This window comes from Mesorhizobium sp. B1-1-7 (assembly GCF_006442705.1).
Lineage (GTDB): Bacteria > Pseudomonadota > Alphaproteobacteria > Rhizobiales > Rhizobiaceae > Mesorhizobium > Mesorhizobium opportunistum.
The window spans coordinates 384,462-402,553 of record NZ_VFWQ01000003.1; the positions used below are offsets into that span (position 1 = coordinate 384,462).

The following is an 18,092-nucleotide window of genomic DNA, read 5'->3' on the forward strand; positions in this document are numbered from 1 at the left end:
CACCCTTTTGAAATTCCTTACGATTTTCTAAATTCGTCACTGCCCGTCACCGCTATGAGAGAGAAAAAGGCCAGTGCCTGCTCCTCGCAGGTCACCGCCACGACGCTGTTCGACCGGTCGATGTCGAGGCCTTTCGGGCCGCCTTCCTCGATGCTGGCTCTGCCGCGCTGAAAAATTTCCTCATCGAGCACGGCGACCGAACGCGACGGGCGGCGATGCCCGGTCCAATCGCCATTGCTGGCATAGACATGCACCGCCGCGCTGCCCGCATCGGCGACAAGGATGTGCCGGTCGTCATCGGTAAAGCGCAGGCCATGCGGAAAGCCGGCGTCCTGCAGGATGCCGGTGGGCTCGCTGTCGGGCCCAAGCGATGGGGACATCCGGTAAAGCTTGACGTCCCTTGTGCCGTGGCTGCTGACGGCAATCCACCGGCCGTCATGGCTGAGCGCGATGCCGTCGGGAATGTCCAGCCCATTCCTGAGCAATGGCCGGTTCCTGATCGTCCGGTAGCCCAGCCAGCCGACAGCCACATGCCGGGTGACCAGATGCGTGTAATTGTTGCAGACCAGCAGGCTGATGCGGCCGCCGGACTGACGCCGGACGACGACCGAGCCCGGTGTTTTAAGTTTGCAAAAGGGCTTGCCGTTGATCCGGCGAACGGCCGTGATTTCCCGATGCTGCCCCGCCATGCTTTCCACCGGCAGTTCGAACACCGCAAGCTTCCCGTCGCGGTTGGCCACCACCAGGGTCCGGTCATCGATGAAGTCCAGCCCATGCACCTCGCCGATGCTCTCCGATCTCAGCTCCATGAAATCATGGATCGTGACATCGGGACTACCCGGCCCCATCCCGACATCGACACGCAGGACCAGGCACCGCTTGCGCGCGAAGCCCGCGATCGCCAGCAGCCGATTGTCCGGCGAAAAGCGCAGGTCCTCGGTTCTTCCGATCGCTGAAAGGGCCGCCCGCACCGCTTCACTGGCCTTGAAGCCGATCTGGGGTGTCATGATGTGCTTCTCGTCCAGATCGAACGCCGGAAATACTCGGTTTGCACCCGCCGGCGAATCTCCAACCGGTTTGATGTCATGCTAGAGACCCGCTGCCTTTGCCAGATAGCCCTTGAATTTCAGGCCGCCAGCCATGCTCCTTGCGCCTATCGGTCAAGGCCGTCCGCCATCTGCACATCGAGCGACATGAAGACCCCATTCAGATCGGCTCGAACGTCACATCCGGCTGGTCGGGACCGCCGGCTTGCCGCAGCAAAGCAACCAGGTGTTCGCGCCTGTCGACCGGCTGTTTTCGCCAGTTCGATGCATTCGTTATATGCAGCCAGCCGTCGACAGACATGAAAAAATCCTCATGCCGATCATCCCCCTCGTCGAAGCGGAGCAAGGTGTCCTGCGTAAACCTGATCGACGCCGGATCCATCGACCGGTAAAGCACCGGCCAGTTGCCGCCGCCTGAATCCATGTGAAACTTGTAGCTCGGGGCGAAATCCAGCGGTCGCCGCAGCAGGCTCCCGTCGAAGAAGCAGAAGGCGGGCCACAGGAACCAGCCGCCCGGCGTCGGCGTATCGCGCCGCACGCTACCGTAGGCGCTCTTGCCCTTGAGCCGGTCGCGGATGGAGAATGCTTGCGTGGGAAAGATATCATGGTCGATGAAACCGAAGAGCTTCGGGCCGAAACCGGTCACGAAGTTCCGCACGATCCAGTTCAGCGCCTGGCCGTGTGATCTGGAGACGACAAGCCTGTTCTTCGGCAAGGCGACATAGGGGACCTGCTGGCGGCGGCAGAGGTCGCGGATCGCCTTCCTCGCCTCGTCCTTCTTGCTGTTGTCGAAGACAATGTAGCTCTCATGTTCGGCTAGGTATCGGCGCACGAGATGGATCTGCCACTCGATCACATCGGGCCGGTTGAATGCCACGGTGGCGACGACCGCGTTGCGGAATGCCTGTTGTCGCCCCTGCAATTCGCTGACCGGCGCGGCCGTCCGCAGGAAGCGAAATGTCCGCCAGTGGTAGCGTAGCAGCGCTTCGCGCCTTGGCGGCCTGTTCAGCCGCTCCCATTCCGCCACGCTAATCCTGGGCTGATCGTCGCCCTCCGGCGCGTTGGAAGCCCCCATGTCGCGCTCCTGCATCCGCCAAATCAACGGCGGGTTCAGTTCTGCTGGATCGAAATGCCCTTGTCGTCGATCTTGAGTTCAACGCCTTTCGGCTTAGTCTGCTCGCGGTAGACATAGACGCCGAGCGCGATGACCACGACGGCGAGCGCGCCAATGACGAGATAGAGCGTATTCTGTTTCATGCCGCGCTCTTTCCGATGTCGAGCCTCAGGCTCGTTTCAGCACCTTCACCAGCACCAGCAGGATAATGGCGCCGATCGTGGCGTGGATGATGGAAGCGATGACGCCGCCGCCAATGGAAAAGCCGATCCGAGGGAAAAGCCAGCCGGCGATGAAAGCGCCGACGATGCCGACGATGATGTTGCCGATCAGGCCGAAGCCGAAACCCGAGACGATGAGACCGGCAAGCCAGCCGGCGATGGCACCGATGATGATGAAGACGAGAAGGCTTTCGACACCCATAGCGATTTTCCTCCAAGCAAGAGCGCGAATGCGGGGCGGAAAGCTCCGAATCGGCCTCGATATCAACGGCTTCAGGCTATGCGAAAGCAGCCGGCCTCGCCAGCGGCGCGCTCACTGGAGCATGATCCTGAAAAGTGGGAACCGGTTTTCGAAAAAGATCATGCTCCAACAAAGGGATAGAGCAATTCCAGGAAAACTGTGAGCCGGTTTTCCCGGGAAAAGCGCGTAGCGCTTTCCCTGGGGGGATCGCGTCAAAATCTAATCGTCATCATCGCTGGCGGCGGGCCGCCAGCTGGTCGGCTCGACCTTCTTTTGCGTGTGGCTGTCGGTGTAGACCCACCAGCCGTCGTCGCGATATTGCGCGATGGACTCGTTCAGCACGCCGTCGCTGTCTTTCCACATGACGGTGACCTTGGAGCCGTCGGTCGGCGCGGTCGCTATGGGCTTTCGGTCGGCCATGTTATCCCCTTCGAACCGACAAACTGAGCCGAAAAAACGCGACGGCTTGCAGGTGGTTCCGAACGCTCCGGCAACGCAGTTGCGCGAGGCCTGTCAGCTGTGAGCGAAGATATCCTCTTCGCCCCAGCCCATCAGGTCAAGCTTGGCCCGCGTCGGCAGGAAGCGGAAACAGGCATCGGCCTCCTTGGTCCGCCCATCGCGTGCCAGCCGCCCGGAGAGCACATCGCGTAGCCGGTGCAGATAGAGCACATCGGAAGCGGCATATTCGAGCTGTTCGGGCGACAGTATTTCGGCCCCCCAGTCCGACGATTGCTGCGCCTTGGAGAGGCCGACGCCGAGAAGCTCGAAGCAGATGTCCTTCAGCCCGTGACGGTCGGTATAGGTACGGGTCAGCCGCGAGGCGATCTTGGTGCAGAACACCGGCTCGGGCATCACCCCGAACGCATTGTAGAGCACGGCAAGGTCGAAGCGCCCGTAGTGGAACAGCTTGGTTATGCCGCGGTTCCTGAGCAGGCTGACGAGGTTCGGCGCCTTCTTCTGCCCTGGTGCGATCTGGATAACGTCGGCGCTGCCGTCGCCGGGCGAGATCTGCACCACGCACAGCCGGTCGCGATGCGGGTTGAGGCCCAGCGTTTCCGTGTCGATGGCCACTGCCCCGACGTTGTAATGCGTGAGGTCAGGCAGATCATGCTTGTGGAAACGGATATCGGCCATTGTCTTCTCCGGTCGCGGCGTTACCCGTCCTCGCCGCGATCCGGTGAAAAATCAACAAGAAATCTCGTTTTCCGCCGCTCAGCGCGTCAGTGCATCGAGAATGCGCGCCCAGGAGCGCTGGCCCTTGTGGAAGGATGAGAGCTCATATTTCTCGTTGGGCGAATGGATGCGGTCGTCGTCGAGGCCGAAGCCGACCAGCAGCGATTCCATGCCGAGATAGGTCTGGAAGTCGCCGACCACCGGAATGGAGCCGCCGCTGCCGGTCGTCACCGCAGGCTTCGGCCACTCATCGGACAGCGCATTCTTGGCCTTGGCCAGGAAAGGCGAGTCGTAGGAAAGCTGGATTGCCGGGGAGCCGCCATGCGGGTGGAACTCGACCGAACAGTCGGCCGGAATGCGCTCGCTGACGAATTTCTGGAAGGCTGCGCGGATCTTCTTGGGATCCTGCTTGTGGACGAGGCGGAACGACACCTTCGCCGATGCCTCCGCCGCGATCACCGTCTTGAACCCCTTTCCGGTATAGCCGCCGATGATGCCGTTGAACTCGGCGGTCGGCCGTGCCCAGGTCAGTTCCAGCACCGAACGGCCTTTTTCCCCCGACGGGATCGACAGGCCGACAGGCCCGAGGAAGGTCTCGGCCGTCTCGCCAAGCGTCTCCCATGATTTCAGTACCTGCGACGGCGTTTCCTCGACGCCGTCATAGAAGCCGGGGATGGTGATATGGCCGTCCTTGTCATGAATGTCGGCCAGCACCTTGGTGAGGATGCGGATCGGGTTGGCGGCGGCCCCGCCATAGAGGCCGGAATGCAGGTCGCGGTCGGCGGCCTTGACCGTGATCTCCTCGCCGACCAGTCCGCGCAGTCCCACGCAGATGGACGGCGTGTCGCGGTCCCACATGCCGGTATCGCAGACCAGCGCGAAGTCGGCCTTGAGCTCCCCGGCATTGGCTTCGAGGAACGGCTTCAGCGACGGTGAGCCGGACTCCTCCTCGCCCTCGAACAGGATGGTGATGTTGCATGGCAGGTTGCCATGCACCTGCTTCCAGGCGCGGCACGCCTCGACGAAGGTCATCAGCTGGCCCTTGTCGTCGGCCGAGCCACGCCCGGTGATCACCTTGTGGCCAGGCCCGACCTCCTTGATGGCAGGCGCGAACGGATCGTTTTCCCACAGTTCGATCGGGTCGACCGGCTGTACGTCGTAGTGGCCATAGAACAGCACATGCGGCGCACCGGCCGGCCCGTCATGATGCGCGACGACCATCGGATGTCCGGGCGTGTCACGCACGCTGGCGTCGAAGCCGATCAGCTTCAGCTCCGCCACCAGCCATTCCGCCGCTTTGCGGCAGTCTGCGGCATAGGCCGGATCGGTGGAGATCGACTTGATCCTCAGCAGGCCGAACAGCCGTTCGAGGCTCTGGTCGAGATTCTTGTCGAGGCGGTCGAGGACGGGGGAAATTGCGGACATTTGCTAAGCCTTTCGATTCAGTGCCGGAACCGTAAAGGCAGAGCGGCAAAACGAAAAGCCCGAGACGATTGGACCACGGCCGCGCGGCTATGTCGCAAGGCAAAAAAATGCCGCCGTGGTGGAGGGGAACCACGGCGGCCTTTACTCGAAACGATGCGGCAGCCCGGAGAGGGGGGATAGGCTGCCGCAAGTGTCCGGGATAGGCGGGGGACGGGCCTTGCTCCGGACTTCGGCGAAAACTGCCGATGACATCTATTTGGGTCTGTGAACGTGGCGATTCAAGGGCACGAGTATTACACTTTTGTAACGTGGCCGTGATCAGGCCGCCTCGACCTGGTCTGTCAGGGTCTTGCCGGAACCGATATCTGGCGATGTCTTTGGCATGGACCAAGCCGTCGCGCCGCGCTATCCCTGCCGGCATGAAAAAAGGCGATCATCTCTTCCTTGTCGACGGCTCCGGCTACATCTTCCGGGCCTATCACGCGCTGCCGCCGCTGACACGCAAGTCCGACGGCCTGCCGGTCGGCGCCGTTTCCGGTTTCTGCAACATGCTGTGGAAGCTGATGCAGGATGCCCGCAACACCGATGTAGGCATTGTGCCGACGCATTTCGCAGTCATCTTCGACTATTCCTCGAAAACCTTCCGCAACAACCTTTATCCCGAATACAAGGCCAACCGTTCGGCGCCGCCCGAGGATCTGATCCCGCAATTCGGCCTGATCCGCCAGGCGACCCGGGCGTTCAACCTGCCCTGCATCGAGATGGAAGGCTTCGAGGCCGACGATCTCATCGCCACCTATTGCCGGCTGGCCTGCGAGGCAGGCGGCGACACCACCATCATCTCCTCCGACAAGGACCTTATGCAACTGGTCGGTGCCACGGTCGGCATGTACGACCCGATGAAGGATCGCCAGATCGGTGTTCCCGAAGTGATCGAGAAATGGGGCGTGCCGCCGGAAAAGATGGTCGATCTGCAGGCGTTGACCGGCGACTCCGTGGATAACGTTCCCGGCGTGCCCGGCATCGGCCCGAAGACGGCGGCGCAACTGCTGGAGCAGTTCGGCGACCTCGACGGGCTGCTGGCCCGGGCCGGCGAGATCAAGCAGGACAAGAGGCGCGAATCGATCATCGCCAACACCGACAAGGCGCGCATCTCGCGCCAGCTGGTGACGCTGAAGAACGACGTGCCGGTGGCCGAGGGGCTGGACGACTTCGTCCTGCATGCACCGGATGGCCCGAAGCTGATCGGCTTCCTCAAGACCATGGAATTCACCTCGCTGACCCGCCGTGTGGCGGAAGCGACCAGCACTGAGGCCGGGGATGTCCCTGCCGTCGCGGTCACCGTCGAACGCGCCGATAGCGCGCATGGGCCGGATGTCGGCGCCGGAGCACCCGTCATGGCCCGAAACGGGGCCGAGCCAAGCCAGGCCAACGGAACGACCGAAACACCAAAGCAGGGCGACACGCCTTCCCTGCTCGCAGCGCTGCGGCTGGAGCGGGCGGCCACCCGCAAGATCGACATATCGGCCTACCAATGCATTCGCGACATCGCGACCTTGAAAGCATGGGTGGCCGAAGCGCGCGAGGCTGGTATCGCCGCCTTCGACGTCAGGGCGACAGCGGCCGATCCGATGCAGGCCGAACTGATCGGCATGGCAATGGCGACCGCGCCCGGCCGCGCCGCCTATATTCCCTTTGCCCACAAGAGCGGCAACGGTGACCTGCTCGGCGGCGGTACGCTCGAAAACCAGATTCCTGTTCGCGAGGCGCTGGCGGTGCTGAAACCACTGCTGGAGGACAAATCGGTCCTCAAGATCGCGCAGAACCTTAAATACGATCTCGTCATCATGAGCCGCTATGGCATCGATGTCGCGCCATTCGATGACACCATGCTGATCTCCTATGTGCTCGATGCCGGCACCCCGCATGGCCACGGCATGGACGCGCTTGCCGATAAATGGCTTGGCCATACCCCTCTCCAGCTCAAGGACGTGATCGGCTCCGGCAAGAACTCGGTCGGTTTCGATCAGGTCGACATCGACAAGGCAACCGCCCACGCCGCCGAGGACGCCGACGTGACGCTCAGGCTCTGGCTGGTGCTGAAGCCCCGGCTTGCCGCCACCGGCTTGGTATCGGTCTACGAGCGGCTGGAACGACCGCTGGTGCCGGTGCTGGCGCGCATGGAACAGCGCGGCATTTCGGTCGACCGGCAGATCTTGTCCAGGCTGTCGGGCGAACTGGCGCAAGGTGCCGCCCGGCTGGAGGAGGAAATCTACCAGCTCGTCGGCGAGCGCATCAACATCGGCTCGCCCAAGCAGCTCGGCGACATCCTCTTTGGCCGCATGGGCCTTCCCGGTGGCTCCAAGACCAAGACCGGCCAGTGGTCGACCTCGGCGCAACTTCTGGAAGACCTTGCCGCCGAGGGTCACGAACTGCCGCGCAAGATCGTCGACTGGCGCCAGCTGACCAAGCTGAAATCGACCTATACCGATGCGCTGCCCGGCTTCATCCATCCCGACACCAAACGCGTCCACACCTCCTACGCGCTTGCCGCGACCACCACGGGCCGCCTGTCATCCTCCGACCCGAACCTGCAGAACATTCCCGTGCGCACCGCCGAGGGGCGCAAGATCAGGACCGCCTTCATCGCCGACAAGGGCAACCGGCTGGTCTCGGCCGACTACAGCCAGATCGAACTGCGCGTGCTCGCCCATGTCGCCGAGATCCCGCAACTGCGGCAGGCTTTCGCCGACGGCGCCGACATCCACGCAATCACCGCCTCGGAAATGTTCAACGTGCCTGTGGAGGGCATGCCTTCGGAAGTCCGCCGCCGCGCCAAGGCGATCAATTTCGGCATCATCTACGGCATCTCCGCCTTCGGCCTTGCCAACCAGCTGTCGATCCCGCGCGAGGAGGCAAGCAACTACATCAAGAAATACTTCGAGCGTTTCCCCGGCATCCGCGACTATATCGAGGAGACCAAGGCCTACGCCCGCGAGCATGGCTTCGTCGAGACGATCTTCGGCCGCCGCATTCACTATCCCGACATCAGATCGTCCAACCCCTCGATCCGCGCGTTCAACGAGCGCGCCTCGATCAACGCCCGCCTGCAAGGCACCGCCGCCGACATCATCCGCCGCGCCATGGTGCGCATGGACGAGGCGCTGGAGAAGGCAAAGCTGTCCGCCCGCATGCTCTTGCAGGTGCATGACGAACTGATTTTCGAGACGGTCGAGGCCGAAGTCGAGGCGACGATCCCAGTCGTACGCCATGTCATGGAAAATGCGGCGATGCCGGCTGTATCGATGTCGATCCCGCTGCACGTCGACGCCCGCGCGGCCAACAACTGGGACGAGGCGCATTGAGCGACATGCTGCCCCTGTCGACTTCGACATTTCTCTCGTTCGTATTGGCGTCCTTCCTAATCGAACTGACACCCGGGCCAAACATGACCTATCTGGCGCTGGTTTCGGCCAGCGACGGTCGCAGGGCCGGCTTCGCCACGGTGGCCGGCATCGCAACCGGCCTCGCCATTATCGGCGGCATCGCCGCCCTAGGCGTCGCCGAACTGATCCAGGCGTCTTCCCTGCTCTATGAGGGTCTTCGCTGGGCGGGGGTGCTGTTCATGCTCTATCTGGCTTGGGACGGATGGACCACCGAGACAGGCGCGCTTTCGGCTCAAGAAGATTCAGGTAGCAAATATTTTACGCGAGGTCTTGTCACCAACCTCCTCAACCCGAAGGCGGCGATCTTCTACGTGGCCGTTCTGCCGACATTCATTGAGCTTGAACGGCCGATATTTGCGCAGACCTTCCTGCTGACTGGAACCTACGTGGTCGTAGCGACCCTCGTGCATGGAACTATCGTCGTGCTGGCGGGAACACTGGAACCATTTCTGAATGATCCGCATCGGGAACGCATCGCCCGACGATCGCTTTCGGGCTTGCTGGCGCTGGTTGCCTCGTGGTTCGCCTGGTCGACGGCGCGTTGAGTTGAAGCCCTACGGGGCGAGTTGCCCTCGAACGGCCTTCTAAGCCGCTTCAGCCCGACACTTGGCGCACGTCCCACGAAATTCGATCACCGCCTTCTTGGCGGCGAAGCCGGTCGAGTTGACCCATTCGTTCAGCCGGTGATCGACGTCGTGATCGGACATTTCGGTCACCTGCCCGCATGCGTCGCAGATGGCGAAGGCGGTCATCGAATGGCTGTGGTCGTGCGGTTCGGCGCAGGCGACGAAGGAGTTGATGCTTTCCAGCCGGTGCACGAAGCCGGATTTCACCAGCGTGTCGAGCGCGCGGTAGACCTGTAGCGGGGCGCGGAAGCCCCGCTCACGCAGCTGATCGAGCAAGGTATAGGCGCTGAGCGGCCCACTGGCGGTCTCGAGCTTCTCGAGCACGCACAGCTGGTTTTTCGTCAGCACATCCCTTGCCGCCATGGTTCCGTTCCAACTTGTCCTGCGCCGTTTGCAGGCTGCTTGTTCGAACACACAGCCTGGTCCCATTCAGATAGCGACGAACCGCGGTCTTTGCTACTCTTCTGTTGCTGTCCTGGCCGATCGATGACCTGCCGGCACATTTGGGGATGGCGGGGGGATGGCGGCATCGATGGCGAAGCGACATTCAAAATACTGACAAGATTCTCGGTGAGGGTGGCCTCGCTTGGGAAATTCGATCGGGCTTGGGGAAGCAATATGATCAAATTGACACGCCGGACGCTGCTTGTCGGCACGTCGGCGCTGATGGCCGCCGGTACGGTTCCGTTCCGGGCGCTCGCCGCATCGCGCACCTATCATGCGCTGCTGGTGGCATGCACTGAATATCCTGCCCTGCCGCAGAGGAACTGGCTGATCGGGCCGAAGAACGATGCCGGCCTGGTTCACGAATATCTTCTCAAGAACGTGCCCGATCCGGTGCGGTTCGCGCCTGAAAACGTCATGCTGCTCGCCAAGGACGTGCCCGGCGCCAAGGGCTTGCCGACCCATGCGGCGATCAAGGCCGCGCTCGCCGATCTTGCCGAGAAAGTGCAGCGCGACGATTTCGTCTATCTGCATTTGTCCGGTCACGGCGCCCAGCAGCCTGCGAGAGTCAAGGGCGACGAGACCGATGGGCACGATGAGATCTTCCTGCCTGTCGACATCGACAAGTGGATCAACCGCGATGCCGGCGTGCCCAACGCGCTGGTCGACAATGAGATTGGCGACGCGCTGGACGCCATCCGCGACAAGGGCGCCTTCGTCTGGGCGGTCTTCGACTGCTGCCATTCCGGCACTGCGACACGCGCCGTCGAAGTCGATGACGAACTGGAGCGCAAGGTCGAATTCGCCGATCTGGTCGGCGGCGACGAGGCAGCCCGGGCGGCAGCCGTCAAGACCTATGAGGATACGGTCGCAAGCGCCTCGCGCGGCCTCGACGAAAATGGCGCGCGCAAGCCCGCCTTCAACCTGACGCCGACCGGCGGCGAACCGATCGCCAAGGGCAAGCTGGTCGCCTTCTACGCCGCACAGACGGTGGAGACGACGCCGGAGATGCCGCTGCCCAAGGGCACCGCGGATGCACCGCGCTTCGGCCTGTTCACCTTCACCATCCTGTCGAAACTGGCCGAGAACCCCAACATCACCTATCGCCAGCTTGGCCAGGCCGTGCTGCAGCAATATTCGGCCGACAGCCGCACCCGGCCGACGCCGCTGTTCGAGGGCGAGCTCGACGCGCGCGTCTTCGGCACCGACAAGACGGACGCGGTCATGCAATGGCCGGTCGTCGTCAAGGACGGTGAGGTGACGATCGGCGCCGGCCTGCTGCACCGCCTGACCCCCGGCAGCAAGCTCGCCATCCTGCCCTCGGCGCTGTCGTCGCTGTCGGATGCCGTTGGCTATCTGGAAGTCCAGTCGGCAAAGAACCTGGAAAGCCGCGTCAAGCCAGTCGAGTTCGACAAGAAGCCGGCGCTGAAGCTGGCCGACATTCCAGCCAACGCCTATGCGCGGGTGGCGGAGATCGCCGTCGACTACAGGCTCACTGTCGCGCGGCCTGCCGCGACCAAGGGACTTGAGAAGGAAACCGCTCTCGTCAATTCGGTTCTCGACGGGTTGGCCACCGCCAAGGAAACCGGCTTCAACATCGAGCTGGTCGATCCGGGCAAGAGCGCCGAGCTGCGTTTCGCAGTGATGCGCGAGAACGCCATTGCCGGTGCCGCCAAGGACGCGACCGACAAGCCGGCGCTGTGGTTCCTGCCGGCATCGGGCGACGTGACCGTGAAGGACGGCAGCAAGCCGCCGCTGATCATGATCCATCCGGACGATCGCCAGAAACTGGTCGATGCGACGACCAGGAATTTGCGCACCATCTTCCGGGCCACCGGCCTTTCGCGGCTGGCGGCGGCCTCCGACTATAAGCCCGAGGATGTCGACGTCCAGTTCCAGGTCAAGCGCAGCGACAAGGACGGACTCGAGCCGTTGCAGGCTTCGGTGGTTCCCCGCGTCTCACCGGGCGACGAGGTGCATGTGCTGGCCAGGAATAGCTCGGACCAGCTGGTCGACATCAACGTGCTTTACGTCGGCAGCGACTATTCGATCACCCACATCGTTGCCGAGCGCCTCGCGCCGCAGGCCACGCTGGAGGAAGGATTGCTGGCCTTCACCGACACCAGTTTCGGCATGGAGCGGATGATCGCGGTGCTGACCGAGGCGCCACCGGAGAGCGAGAAGGAGGATCTGAGCTTCCTGGCGCAGGACGGCGTCGCGTCGATGACGCGCGGCCTTGGCGCCGCCAGCTTCTCCGACATGCTCGCCGATATCGGCATGGCGCCGCCGACCCGCTCCGTGATGCGGCTTGCCGACAAGAGCGGCCCGAAAGGCGCGGTGATGATCTTTCCGATGGAGACGGTGCCGCGCGCATGAAACTCCGGCGCCAGGGCCGCGCGGTCCTGTTGCGCCGGCTCTTGCGTGCCGGCCCTTGCGCGCCTGGCGCGATATGAGAACATTCCCGGCCGCAGCCAAAGGGTGAGCGGCTGATGAAACAGATAGGATCGGTCTTGAGGAACAGTGTTTTTTCCTGGCGTGGAGCGGTTGCCGGACTTGCCGGTGGCCTGTTCATGATCGCCAATGCCTCGGCGCAGGACACTTGCGGCCTCTGTGCCAAGCAGGTGGTCATCAATTCGGAACTGGCAACTTGCTTCCTCGATCAATACGACCAGTTCGCCAAAACCAGCAGTGACGCGGTCGTGGTCGATCTCTCGAGTTGCGCCTCGCGCGGCGTGGTCGAAGCGTTGCCCTCGCCGAGCAAGGCGCCGGCGGAGCCGGACGTGCAGTTCATGGTTTCGCGCCCGCAGCTGGCATGCCTGAAAAAGCAGCTTGAAGCGCCGGGCGTGGTGCTCGATCCCTCCGCCACCATCGAATTGGACAACTGCAAATGAAAAAGCCGGGGGGCACGACAAAGCAGATACAGGTGGTTGCGACCACCAAGGCGACGGCGGCGACGCAGACGCTTCCTGAAACCACCGAAGGTTTCCCCTGGCCGAGCAGCCATGAGATCAAGAAGGAGAGCAATCCGTTCACCGACCGCGACTGGCGCATGCTGGTTTACGCCTGGTCGGGAATGCTGGTGCGCTTTGCCATCATCTTCACTTTGGCGTTCTCGGTCTACCAGTTCCTGGCCAACCAGGAGCAGAAGCGCGTCGAACAGACCATGTCGCTGGTCGAGCTCTGGGAGACCAAGGACTACCAGCAGGCGCAGCGGGCGCTGAAGGATCGTCTCGCCGCCCTCAATGCCAAATACGACAATCTGCTCAGTGCAAATCCCTCGCCGACCGAGGAGCAGGTGTTCCGGCAGCGTATCGGTATCGAGGCGATGAGCGCTTCGGGGGGTGACATGCCGCTTGCCGATTTCAACGAGAATTTCGACCGCATCGTCTATTTCCTCAACCGCCTGTCCTTCTGCGTCGACGGCGACCTGTGTTCGCGCAAAGTGACCGATGCCTATTTCCACGACTATGCCGTCTCGTTCTGGAGTTACTTTGCCGGGTATGTCGACAAGCAGCGCAAGGCGGGTTCACCGACTTTCGCCACGGCCATCGAAGCCTATGTGCGCAATGGGCAGCCCGCTGCCGAAGCCAAATGACGATGGGAAAAGCGGGTTCTAACCTTACGCGCGCCTGCCGCTGGCTGGCCGTGGCTGGAGCCCTGGTTTCCGCCTCGATCGCCCGCGCCGAGGACGTCCCCGATTTCCACCTCGACCTCGACACCGGTGGGCACAGCGCCCAAGTCACCGATCTTGCCTTCACGCCCGACGGCGAAGACATCGTCTCGGCCTCCGATGACAAGACCATTCGCATCTGGGATTGGCAGAGCGGCGTGACGCTGCGCACCATCCGCGGTTATCTCGGCAATGGCAGCGACGGCAAGATCTTCGCGGTCGCGGTTTCGCCGGATGGCAAGACGATCGCCGCCGGCGGCTATTTCGGCGTCGGCCTCGGCGACAAGCCGCCCTATGGCGACGTCAGGCTGTTCGACTTTGCCACCGGCAAGATGAAGGCCGTGCTCAAGGCCGCCGACTACGCGATCTATGACCTCGCCTTCTCCCCCGACGGCAAGACCCTGACTGCCGGTGGTGGTGACGGCATGGTCTATCTCTGGCGGACCGACGATACATCGGTGACCGGCTGGACGCTGGACAAGAAGCTCGACGCCGATTCCTGGCACATCGACAAGCTGGCCTTCGCCGCCGGGGGAACCCGCCTGGCGGCGGCCACCACCGACAATGGCATCCGGCTCTGGGATGTCGCCAAGGGCGAGGAGATCGCCTTGCCGGCCGAGGCGGAACAATTGAGGGACATCAGCGTCCAGGCGCTGGCCACCTCGCCGGACGGCAGCCTGTTTGCCACCGGCAGCAAGGACGGACAGGTCCAGCTCTGGCGCGCGGCTGACGGCACGCTGGCGCGCACCATGCCGAAGCAGGATTTCCTGATCGGTTCGCTGACCTTCGCCAAGGGTTCGCGGCTGGTTGCCTCCTGCGGCTATCGCTGCGCCGATAAGCATCGTTCCACCGTCTGGAACATCGACACCGGTGAAAAGCTGCTCGACTACTCCGGTCATGACGGCACCGTCTATGCCAGCGCCGCTAACGCAGATGGCTCGCTGGTGGCGACCGCCGGCGGCACGCGCAACGCCATCCAGGTCTGGGATCCGGCCACTGGCGAACACAAGGCATTGCTGCAGGGCTTGGGCGAGCCGGTGACATCAGTCGGCATCGATGCGGCGAACGGCGTCATCGCCTGGGGCAACGCCAACCCCTGCCCCGATCGCGTGGCCTGCCCGGAAAAGCAGGGCACGTTGAGCAACACGCTGATATTGCCCACAACCGAACGGTTTTTCGATGGCCCGCAGCCGCTGACGGAACCGGGCTCGTTTGCCCGCGCCGTGCTGGCCGACGAACACTGGTCGCTACGTGCCGCCACGGGTGGCAAGGACGCGCTGGAAAATGCGGTGCTGGAGATCGTCCATGACGGCAAGGCTGTGCGCTCGATCGAAAACGATGCAACCGACGGCTTTGTCCATTCCGCCTTTACCCTGATCGATGACGGGCTTGGCCTGATCACCGGCGGCAATGACGGCACGCTGCTGGAATACAAGGCCGCGACCGCCAGGGTCTCCGGCGAATTCACCGGCCACACCGGCGAAATCAACGCCATGGTCGCTTCGGAGAAGGGCGGCCTGCTGGTCACCGGCAGCGCCGACCAGACGCTCAGGCTGTGGAACCTGAAGACCCACGAACTGATCGTGTCGATGTTCTTTGCCGGCTCGCAATGGATCGCCTGGATGCCGCAAGGCTATTACTATTCCTCTGACGAGGGCGACAAGCTGATCGGCTGGCAGGTCAACCAGGGCCGCGACCACGAAGGCCATTTCATCCGCGCCGGCCAGTTGAAGAAATACCTCTGGAGCCCCGAAATGGTGCGCCGCGCCATCATCCTGCGCAGCGCCAGACAGGCGGTCGAGGAGATGCGGCCGGGCGTCGATAACGAGCTGCAAAAGCTTTTGCAGCGCAAGCCGCCGGAATTCGGCGTCCGCCTCGCCGAAGACCAGAGCAAGGTCCGCGACGGTTATGTCGCTGTCGAGATCACCGGCACCAGGGGAGCCGGAACCGATGTCGCCGGCTTCTCGATCCTGTCGAACAGCCGCAATGTCGGGGACCTCACCGCACGCTCGGTGGACGGCAACAGCACCATCGTCGAGGTACCGGTCGAGGACGGAAAAAACACAATCCGCATCACCGGCACTAACGAATATGGCTATCTGACCGAGCGCAGCGTCACCGCGCTGGCGAGGAAAACCGAGAAGACCGAGCCCAAGGGCAAGCTCTATGTCGCGGTGATCGGCGTCGACAAATATCCGTTCCTGACCGACGCCTGCTCCGGCCACGCCTGCGACCTGCGTTACCCCGTCGATGACGCCACCGAATTCCTCAAGGTCATTGCGCAGAAATCGGCGCCGCTGTTCTCGTCCATGGAGACGCTGGTTTTGGTCAACCGCGAAGCGCTCGACGAAGCCCCCGACAATGCCAAGCAGGCCTACGCGGTCGCCAGCGCCGACAACATCATGGAGCCCGATTCGGACACGATCGACGACCAGCTCGCCGATTTCCTCGACCGGCCTGGCGAGCACGACACCACCATCATCTTCGTTGCCGGCCACGGCATCAACATCGACGAGGACTACTATTTCATCCCGACCGACGGCCGCAAACAGGATGCCGAGCGCTGGAAGCGCTCCTCGCTTGTCGACTGGTCCGACATCCAGAAATCGGTCGAACGGGCCAAGGGCATGCGCTTCATGCTGCTCGACACCTGCCACGCCGCCAACGCCTTCAACCCGCGCCTGGAAAAGGACGCGCAGGATGCGCGCATCGTCGTGTTCTCAGCCACCGCCGCCAACAACACCGCCGCCGAACTGCCCGAACTCGGCCATGGCGTCTTCACCTATTCGATCCTCGAAGGCCTGCGCGGCAAGGCGAGGACATCGGACGGTGGCGTCACGCTGTTCGGCCTCGCCGATTTCATTTCGCGCGAGGTGGTGCGGCTGACCGCGTCGAAGCAGAAGCCGTTCTACTATGTCGGCGGCGTGGAGAACATCGTGTTGGTGGAGCCATGAGGCCGATCTTCCTAATCGTGCTCCTAACCCTGCTCCCCCTCCCCACCTTCGCCGCCCCAGTCGTCTGCCCGCCCGGCACCGAAAAGTTTCCGCCCTTCTACGACGACGCCACTTTGTTCAAAAATGCCATCGCCAACGTCGCCAATGTCCAGCCATCCAACCAGCGGCTGACCGGCATCACGGTGCCGCATCATCTGCTCGCCGCCGATCTGGTGGCGCTCGGCTTCAGGGCAGCCTCCGGCTTCCGCTACAAACGCATCGTCATCCTGTCGCCGGACCACTTCCACAAGACGCACAAGCTCTACGCCACCTCCGTGCGCGGCTTCGACACCGTGCTTGGCTCGGTTGCAGCCGACGCTGACGCGGTGCGCCGGCTGGAGGCAAACAGCGACATGGTCGAGGAATCCTGCCTGTTCGACAAGGAACATGGCGTGCGGGCTATGCTGCCTTTCCTGCACCATTATTTCCCCGAGGCGAGCATCGTTCCGATAGCGATGTCGGTGAAGGCGACGCGTGGCGATTGGGACCGGCTGGCGGAGGCGCTCAAAGCCATCGTCGACGAGGACACGCTGATCGTCGAATCCACCGACTTTTCGCATTACCTGCCGCAGCACGACTCCAGGCGTTTCGATCAGCAGTTCCTGAACATGCTGGCCGCCGGCTCGCTCGACGGCATAGCGGCGCTGCGCCAACCCGATCACGCCGATTCCGTCGGTGCGCTCTACGTCCAGACTAGGCTGCAGCGCGAATTGTTCGGCGCCCAGCCGCTGGTTATCGCCAACGAGAATTCGCAGGAGCACACGCCGGATTACGTCGAGCGGACCACCAGCTACGTGGTGGCGCTGTTCGGCGCGTTCGGCCCCGGCTTCAACAATCCGGCACGGCCAAAGGACAGGATCTACTATCTCGCCGGCGACGTGAATTTCGGCCGCGCCATGAAGAAGATTTTGGTCCGCGACGGCATCGCCGCCCGAATAGTCGACAGCATCCTTTCGCTGACTGGATCGCGGCCGCTGATTGTCAATCTCGAAGGCGTCATCCTGCCCAACGTGCCGGAAGCGATCGACGACATGACGCTGGCGATGCCGGAGGGCCTCGCCGTCGACATGCTGAAGCGGCTCAATGTCGCCGGTGTCAGCCTCGCCAACAATCATGCCTACGATCTCGGCCCGTCAGGCTATGCCGAGACGCTGCGCGCCCTGGACGAAGCCGGCATCCCTCATGTCGGCCAGGGCGAAACGCTGGCGCTCGCCGATCTCGATCTTGTCGGCCTGACCGACATCGACACCAACGGCTCGAAGGACACCGACCTGCTCACCCCTGCCCTGCTCGACCGGCTGCTGCATGAGAATGCGCAGCGGCCAGTGGTCGCCTTCGTCCACTGGGGCCGTGAGTACAAGACCGAGCCGTCGCCGCGCGAAGACATGCTGGCCGACGAGATGCGCCTGCGCGGCGTGTCGGCCATCGTCGGTGGCCATCCGCATGTGTCGAGCGAGGCGATCGTGCCGCTGGCCGGCGGCGATGTCGCGGAGGTTTATTCGCTCGGCAATTTCCTGTTCGACCAGAGCGCCGAACGCTCATCGGGATCGATGCTGGAACTGCGCGTCTTCGCCCAGGGCACGATCTTCACCAGGCTCATTCCGCTGCCGAATTATTTCGAGATGGGCAGGAAATAGCACCTGCCCGATCAGGCTATGTGAGATTCAAGTCAGGCCGGCCTCACCTGAGCATC

The 18,092-nt window shown here is 63.0% G+C and carries 15 protein-coding genes; 7 read left to right on the forward strand and 8 right to left on the reverse strand.

The window, feature by feature from the left end; genetic code table 11:
• Positions 1 to 17: 17 nt before the first annotated feature.
• From FJ978_RS06655 to FJ978_RS06685, 7 genes are all read right to left on the reverse strand, one after another.
• Positions 18 to 1,007, reverse strand: coding sequence for a lactonase family protein (locus FJ978_RS06655; RefSeq protein ID WP_140571125.1), 990 nt, complete (start codon positions 1,005 to 1,007; stop codon positions 18 to 20).
• A gap of 199 nt (positions 1,008 to 1,206) precedes the next feature.
• Positions 1,207 to 2,121, reverse strand: coding sequence for a hypothetical protein (locus FJ978_RS06660; protein WP_140571127.1), 915 nt, complete (start codon positions 2,119 to 2,121; stop codon positions 1,207 to 1,209).
• Between the two features lie 35 nt (positions 2,122 to 2,156).
• Positions 2,157 to 2,303, reverse strand: coding sequence for a hypothetical protein (locus FJ978_RS06665; protein WP_140571129.1), 147 nt, complete (start codon positions 2,301 to 2,303; stop codon positions 2,157 to 2,159).
• A 25-nt stretch (positions 2,304 to 2,328) separates the two neighbouring features.
• Entirely contained in the window at positions 2,329 to 2,583 is a 255-nt protein-coding gene (locus FJ978_RS06670; RefSeq protein WP_013892967.1) for a GlsB/YeaQ/YmgE family stress response membrane protein, read from the reverse strand.
• A gap of 258 nt (positions 2,584 to 2,841) precedes the next feature.
• Positions 2,842 to 3,042, reverse strand: a complete 201-nt coding sequence (locus FJ978_RS06675; protein WP_140571131.1) for a hypothetical protein — start codon at positions 3,040 to 3,042, stop codon at positions 2,842 to 2,844.
• Positions 3,043 to 3,135: 93 nt separating this feature from the next.
• Positions 3,136 to 3,756, reverse strand: coding sequence for a ribonuclease D (locus FJ978_RS06680; protein WP_140571133.1), 621 nt, complete (start codon positions 3,754 to 3,756; stop codon positions 3,136 to 3,138).
• A gap of 78 nt (positions 3,757 to 3,834) precedes the next feature.
• Positions 3,835 to 5,220, reverse strand: a complete 1,386-nt coding sequence (locus FJ978_RS06685; protein WP_140571135.1) for a M20/M25/M40 family metallo-hydrolase — start codon at positions 5,218 to 5,220, stop codon at positions 3,835 to 3,837.
• Between the two features lie 419 nt (positions 5,221 to 5,639).
• Here FJ978_RS06685 and polA point away from each other — a divergent pair, with 419 nt between their 5' ends.
• Positions 5,640 to 8,585, forward strand: a complete 2,946-nt coding sequence (gene polA, locus FJ978_RS06690) for a DNA polymerase I (protein WP_181176705.1) — start codon at positions 5,640 to 5,642, stop codon at positions 8,583 to 8,585.
• 5 nt (positions 8,586 to 8,590) lie between these two features.
• The gene (locus FJ978_RS06695) at positions 8,591 to 9,211 is read left to right on the forward strand and encodes a LysE family translocator (RefSeq protein WP_140571268.1); all 621 of its coding nucleotides are present in this window, start codon (positions 8,591 to 8,593) and stop codon (positions 9,209 to 9,211) included.
• 39 nt (positions 9,212 to 9,250) lie between these two features.
• On the opposite strand, the gene FJ978_RS06700 is transcribed toward FJ978_RS06695, so the two are convergent.
• Complete coding sequence (locus FJ978_RS06700; protein WP_013892962.1) at positions 9,251 to 9,655, reverse strand: Fur family transcriptional regulator; 405 nt, start codon at positions 9,653 to 9,655, stop codon at positions 9,251 to 9,253.
• 255 nt (positions 9,656 to 9,910) lie between these two features.
• Between FJ978_RS06700 and FJ978_RS06705 the strand changes: the two genes are divergently transcribed.
• The 5 genes from FJ978_RS06705 to amrB all read left to right on the forward strand — a co-directional run bounded on the left by FJ978_RS06705 (position 9,911) and on the right by amrB (position 18,036).
• The gene (locus FJ978_RS06705; RefSeq protein ID WP_181176696.1) at positions 9,911 to 12,112 is read left to right on the forward strand and encodes a caspase family protein; all 2,202 of its coding nucleotides are present in this window, start codon (positions 9,911 to 9,913) and stop codon (positions 12,110 to 12,112) included.
• Between the two features lie 194 nt (positions 12,113 to 12,306).
• Positions 12,307 to 12,627 (forward strand): hypothetical protein, encoded by a 321-nt coding sequence (locus tag FJ978_RS06710; protein WP_013892960.1) that lies wholly within the window; start codon positions 12,307 to 12,309, stop codon positions 12,625 to 12,627.
• A complete protein-coding gene (locus FJ978_RS06715; protein WP_140571137.1) occupies positions 12,624 to 13,331 on the forward strand; it encodes a hypothetical protein in 708 nt (235 codons plus the stop codon). The genes FJ978_RS06710 and FJ978_RS06715 overlap by 4 nt, the downstream gene beginning before the upstream one ends.
• A complete protein-coding gene (locus FJ978_RS06720) occupies positions 13,328 to 16,360 on the forward strand; it encodes a caspase family protein (protein ID WP_140571139.1) in 3,033 nt (1,010 codons plus the stop codon). The genes FJ978_RS06715 and FJ978_RS06720 overlap by 4 nt, the downstream gene beginning before the upstream one ends.
• Complete coding sequence (amrB, locus tag FJ978_RS06725) at positions 16,357 to 18,036, forward strand: AmmeMemoRadiSam system protein B (RefSeq protein WP_140571141.1); 1,680 nt, start codon at positions 16,357 to 16,359, stop codon at positions 18,034 to 18,036. Before FJ978_RS06720 ends, amrB begins: the two co-directional genes overlap by 4 nt.
• The last annotated feature ends 56 nt before the right edge of the window (positions 18,037 to 18,092 follow it).

What these genes read in the sequence shown, in the direction of transcription:
- FJ978_RS06655 (WP_140571125.1), bottom strand. Translation starts at nt 1,007, where the DNA reads ATGACACCCCAGATCGGCTTCAAGGCCAGTGAAGCGGTGCGGGCGGCC.
- FJ978_RS06660 (WP_140571127.1), bottom strand. Translation starts at nt 2,121, where the DNA reads ATGGGGGCTTCCAACGCGCCGGAGGGCGACGATCAGCCCAGGATTAGC.
- FJ978_RS06665 (WP_140571129.1), bottom strand. Translation starts at nt 2,303, where the DNA reads ATGAAACAGAATACGCTCTATCTCGTCATTGGCGCGCTCGCCGTCGTG.
- FJ978_RS06670 (WP_013892967.1), bottom strand. Translation starts at nt 2,583, where the DNA reads ATGGGTGTCGAAAGCCTTCTCGTCTTCATCATCATCGGTGCCATCGCC.
- FJ978_RS06675 (WP_140571131.1), bottom strand. Translation starts at nt 3,042, where the DNA reads ATGGCCGACCGAAAGCCCATAGCGACCGCGCCGACCGACGGCTCCAAG.
- FJ978_RS06680 (WP_140571133.1), bottom strand. Translation starts at nt 3,756, where the DNA reads ATGGCCGATATCCGTTTCCACAAGCATGATCTGCCTGACCTCACGCAT.
- FJ978_RS06685 (WP_140571135.1), bottom strand. Translation starts at nt 5,220, where the DNA reads ATGTCCGCAATTTCCCCCGTCCTCGACCGCCTCGACAAGAATCTCGAC.
- polA (WP_181176705.1), top strand. Translation starts at nt 5,640, where the DNA reads ATGAAAAAAGGCGATCATCTCTTCCTTGTCGACGGCTCCGGCTACATC.
- FJ978_RS06695 (WP_140571268.1), top strand. Translation starts at nt 8,591, where the DNA reads ATGCTGCCCCTGTCGACTTCGACATTTCTCTCGTTCGTATTGGCGTCC.
- FJ978_RS06700 (WP_013892962.1), bottom strand. Translation starts at nt 9,655, where the DNA reads ATGGCGGCAAGGGATGTGCTGACGAAAAACCAGCTGTGCGTGCTCGAG.
- FJ978_RS06705 (WP_181176696.1), top strand. Translation starts at nt 9,911, where the DNA reads ATGATCAAATTGACACGCCGGACGCTGCTTGTCGGCACGTCGGCGCTG.
- FJ978_RS06710 (WP_013892960.1), top strand. Translation starts at nt 12,307, where the DNA reads ATGATCGCCAATGCCTCGGCGCAGGACACTTGCGGCCTCTGTGCCAAG.
- FJ978_RS06715 (WP_140571137.1), top strand. Translation starts at nt 12,624, where the DNA reads ATGAAAAAGCCGGGGGGCACGACAAAGCAGATACAGGTGGTTGCGACC.
- FJ978_RS06720 (WP_140571139.1), top strand. Translation starts at nt 13,328, where the DNA reads ATGACGATGGGAAAAGCGGGTTCTAACCTTACGCGCGCCTGCCGCTGG.
- amrB (WP_140571141.1), top strand. Translation starts at nt 16,357, where the DNA reads ATGAGGCCGATCTTCCTAATCGTGCTCCTAACCCTGCTCCCCCTCCCC.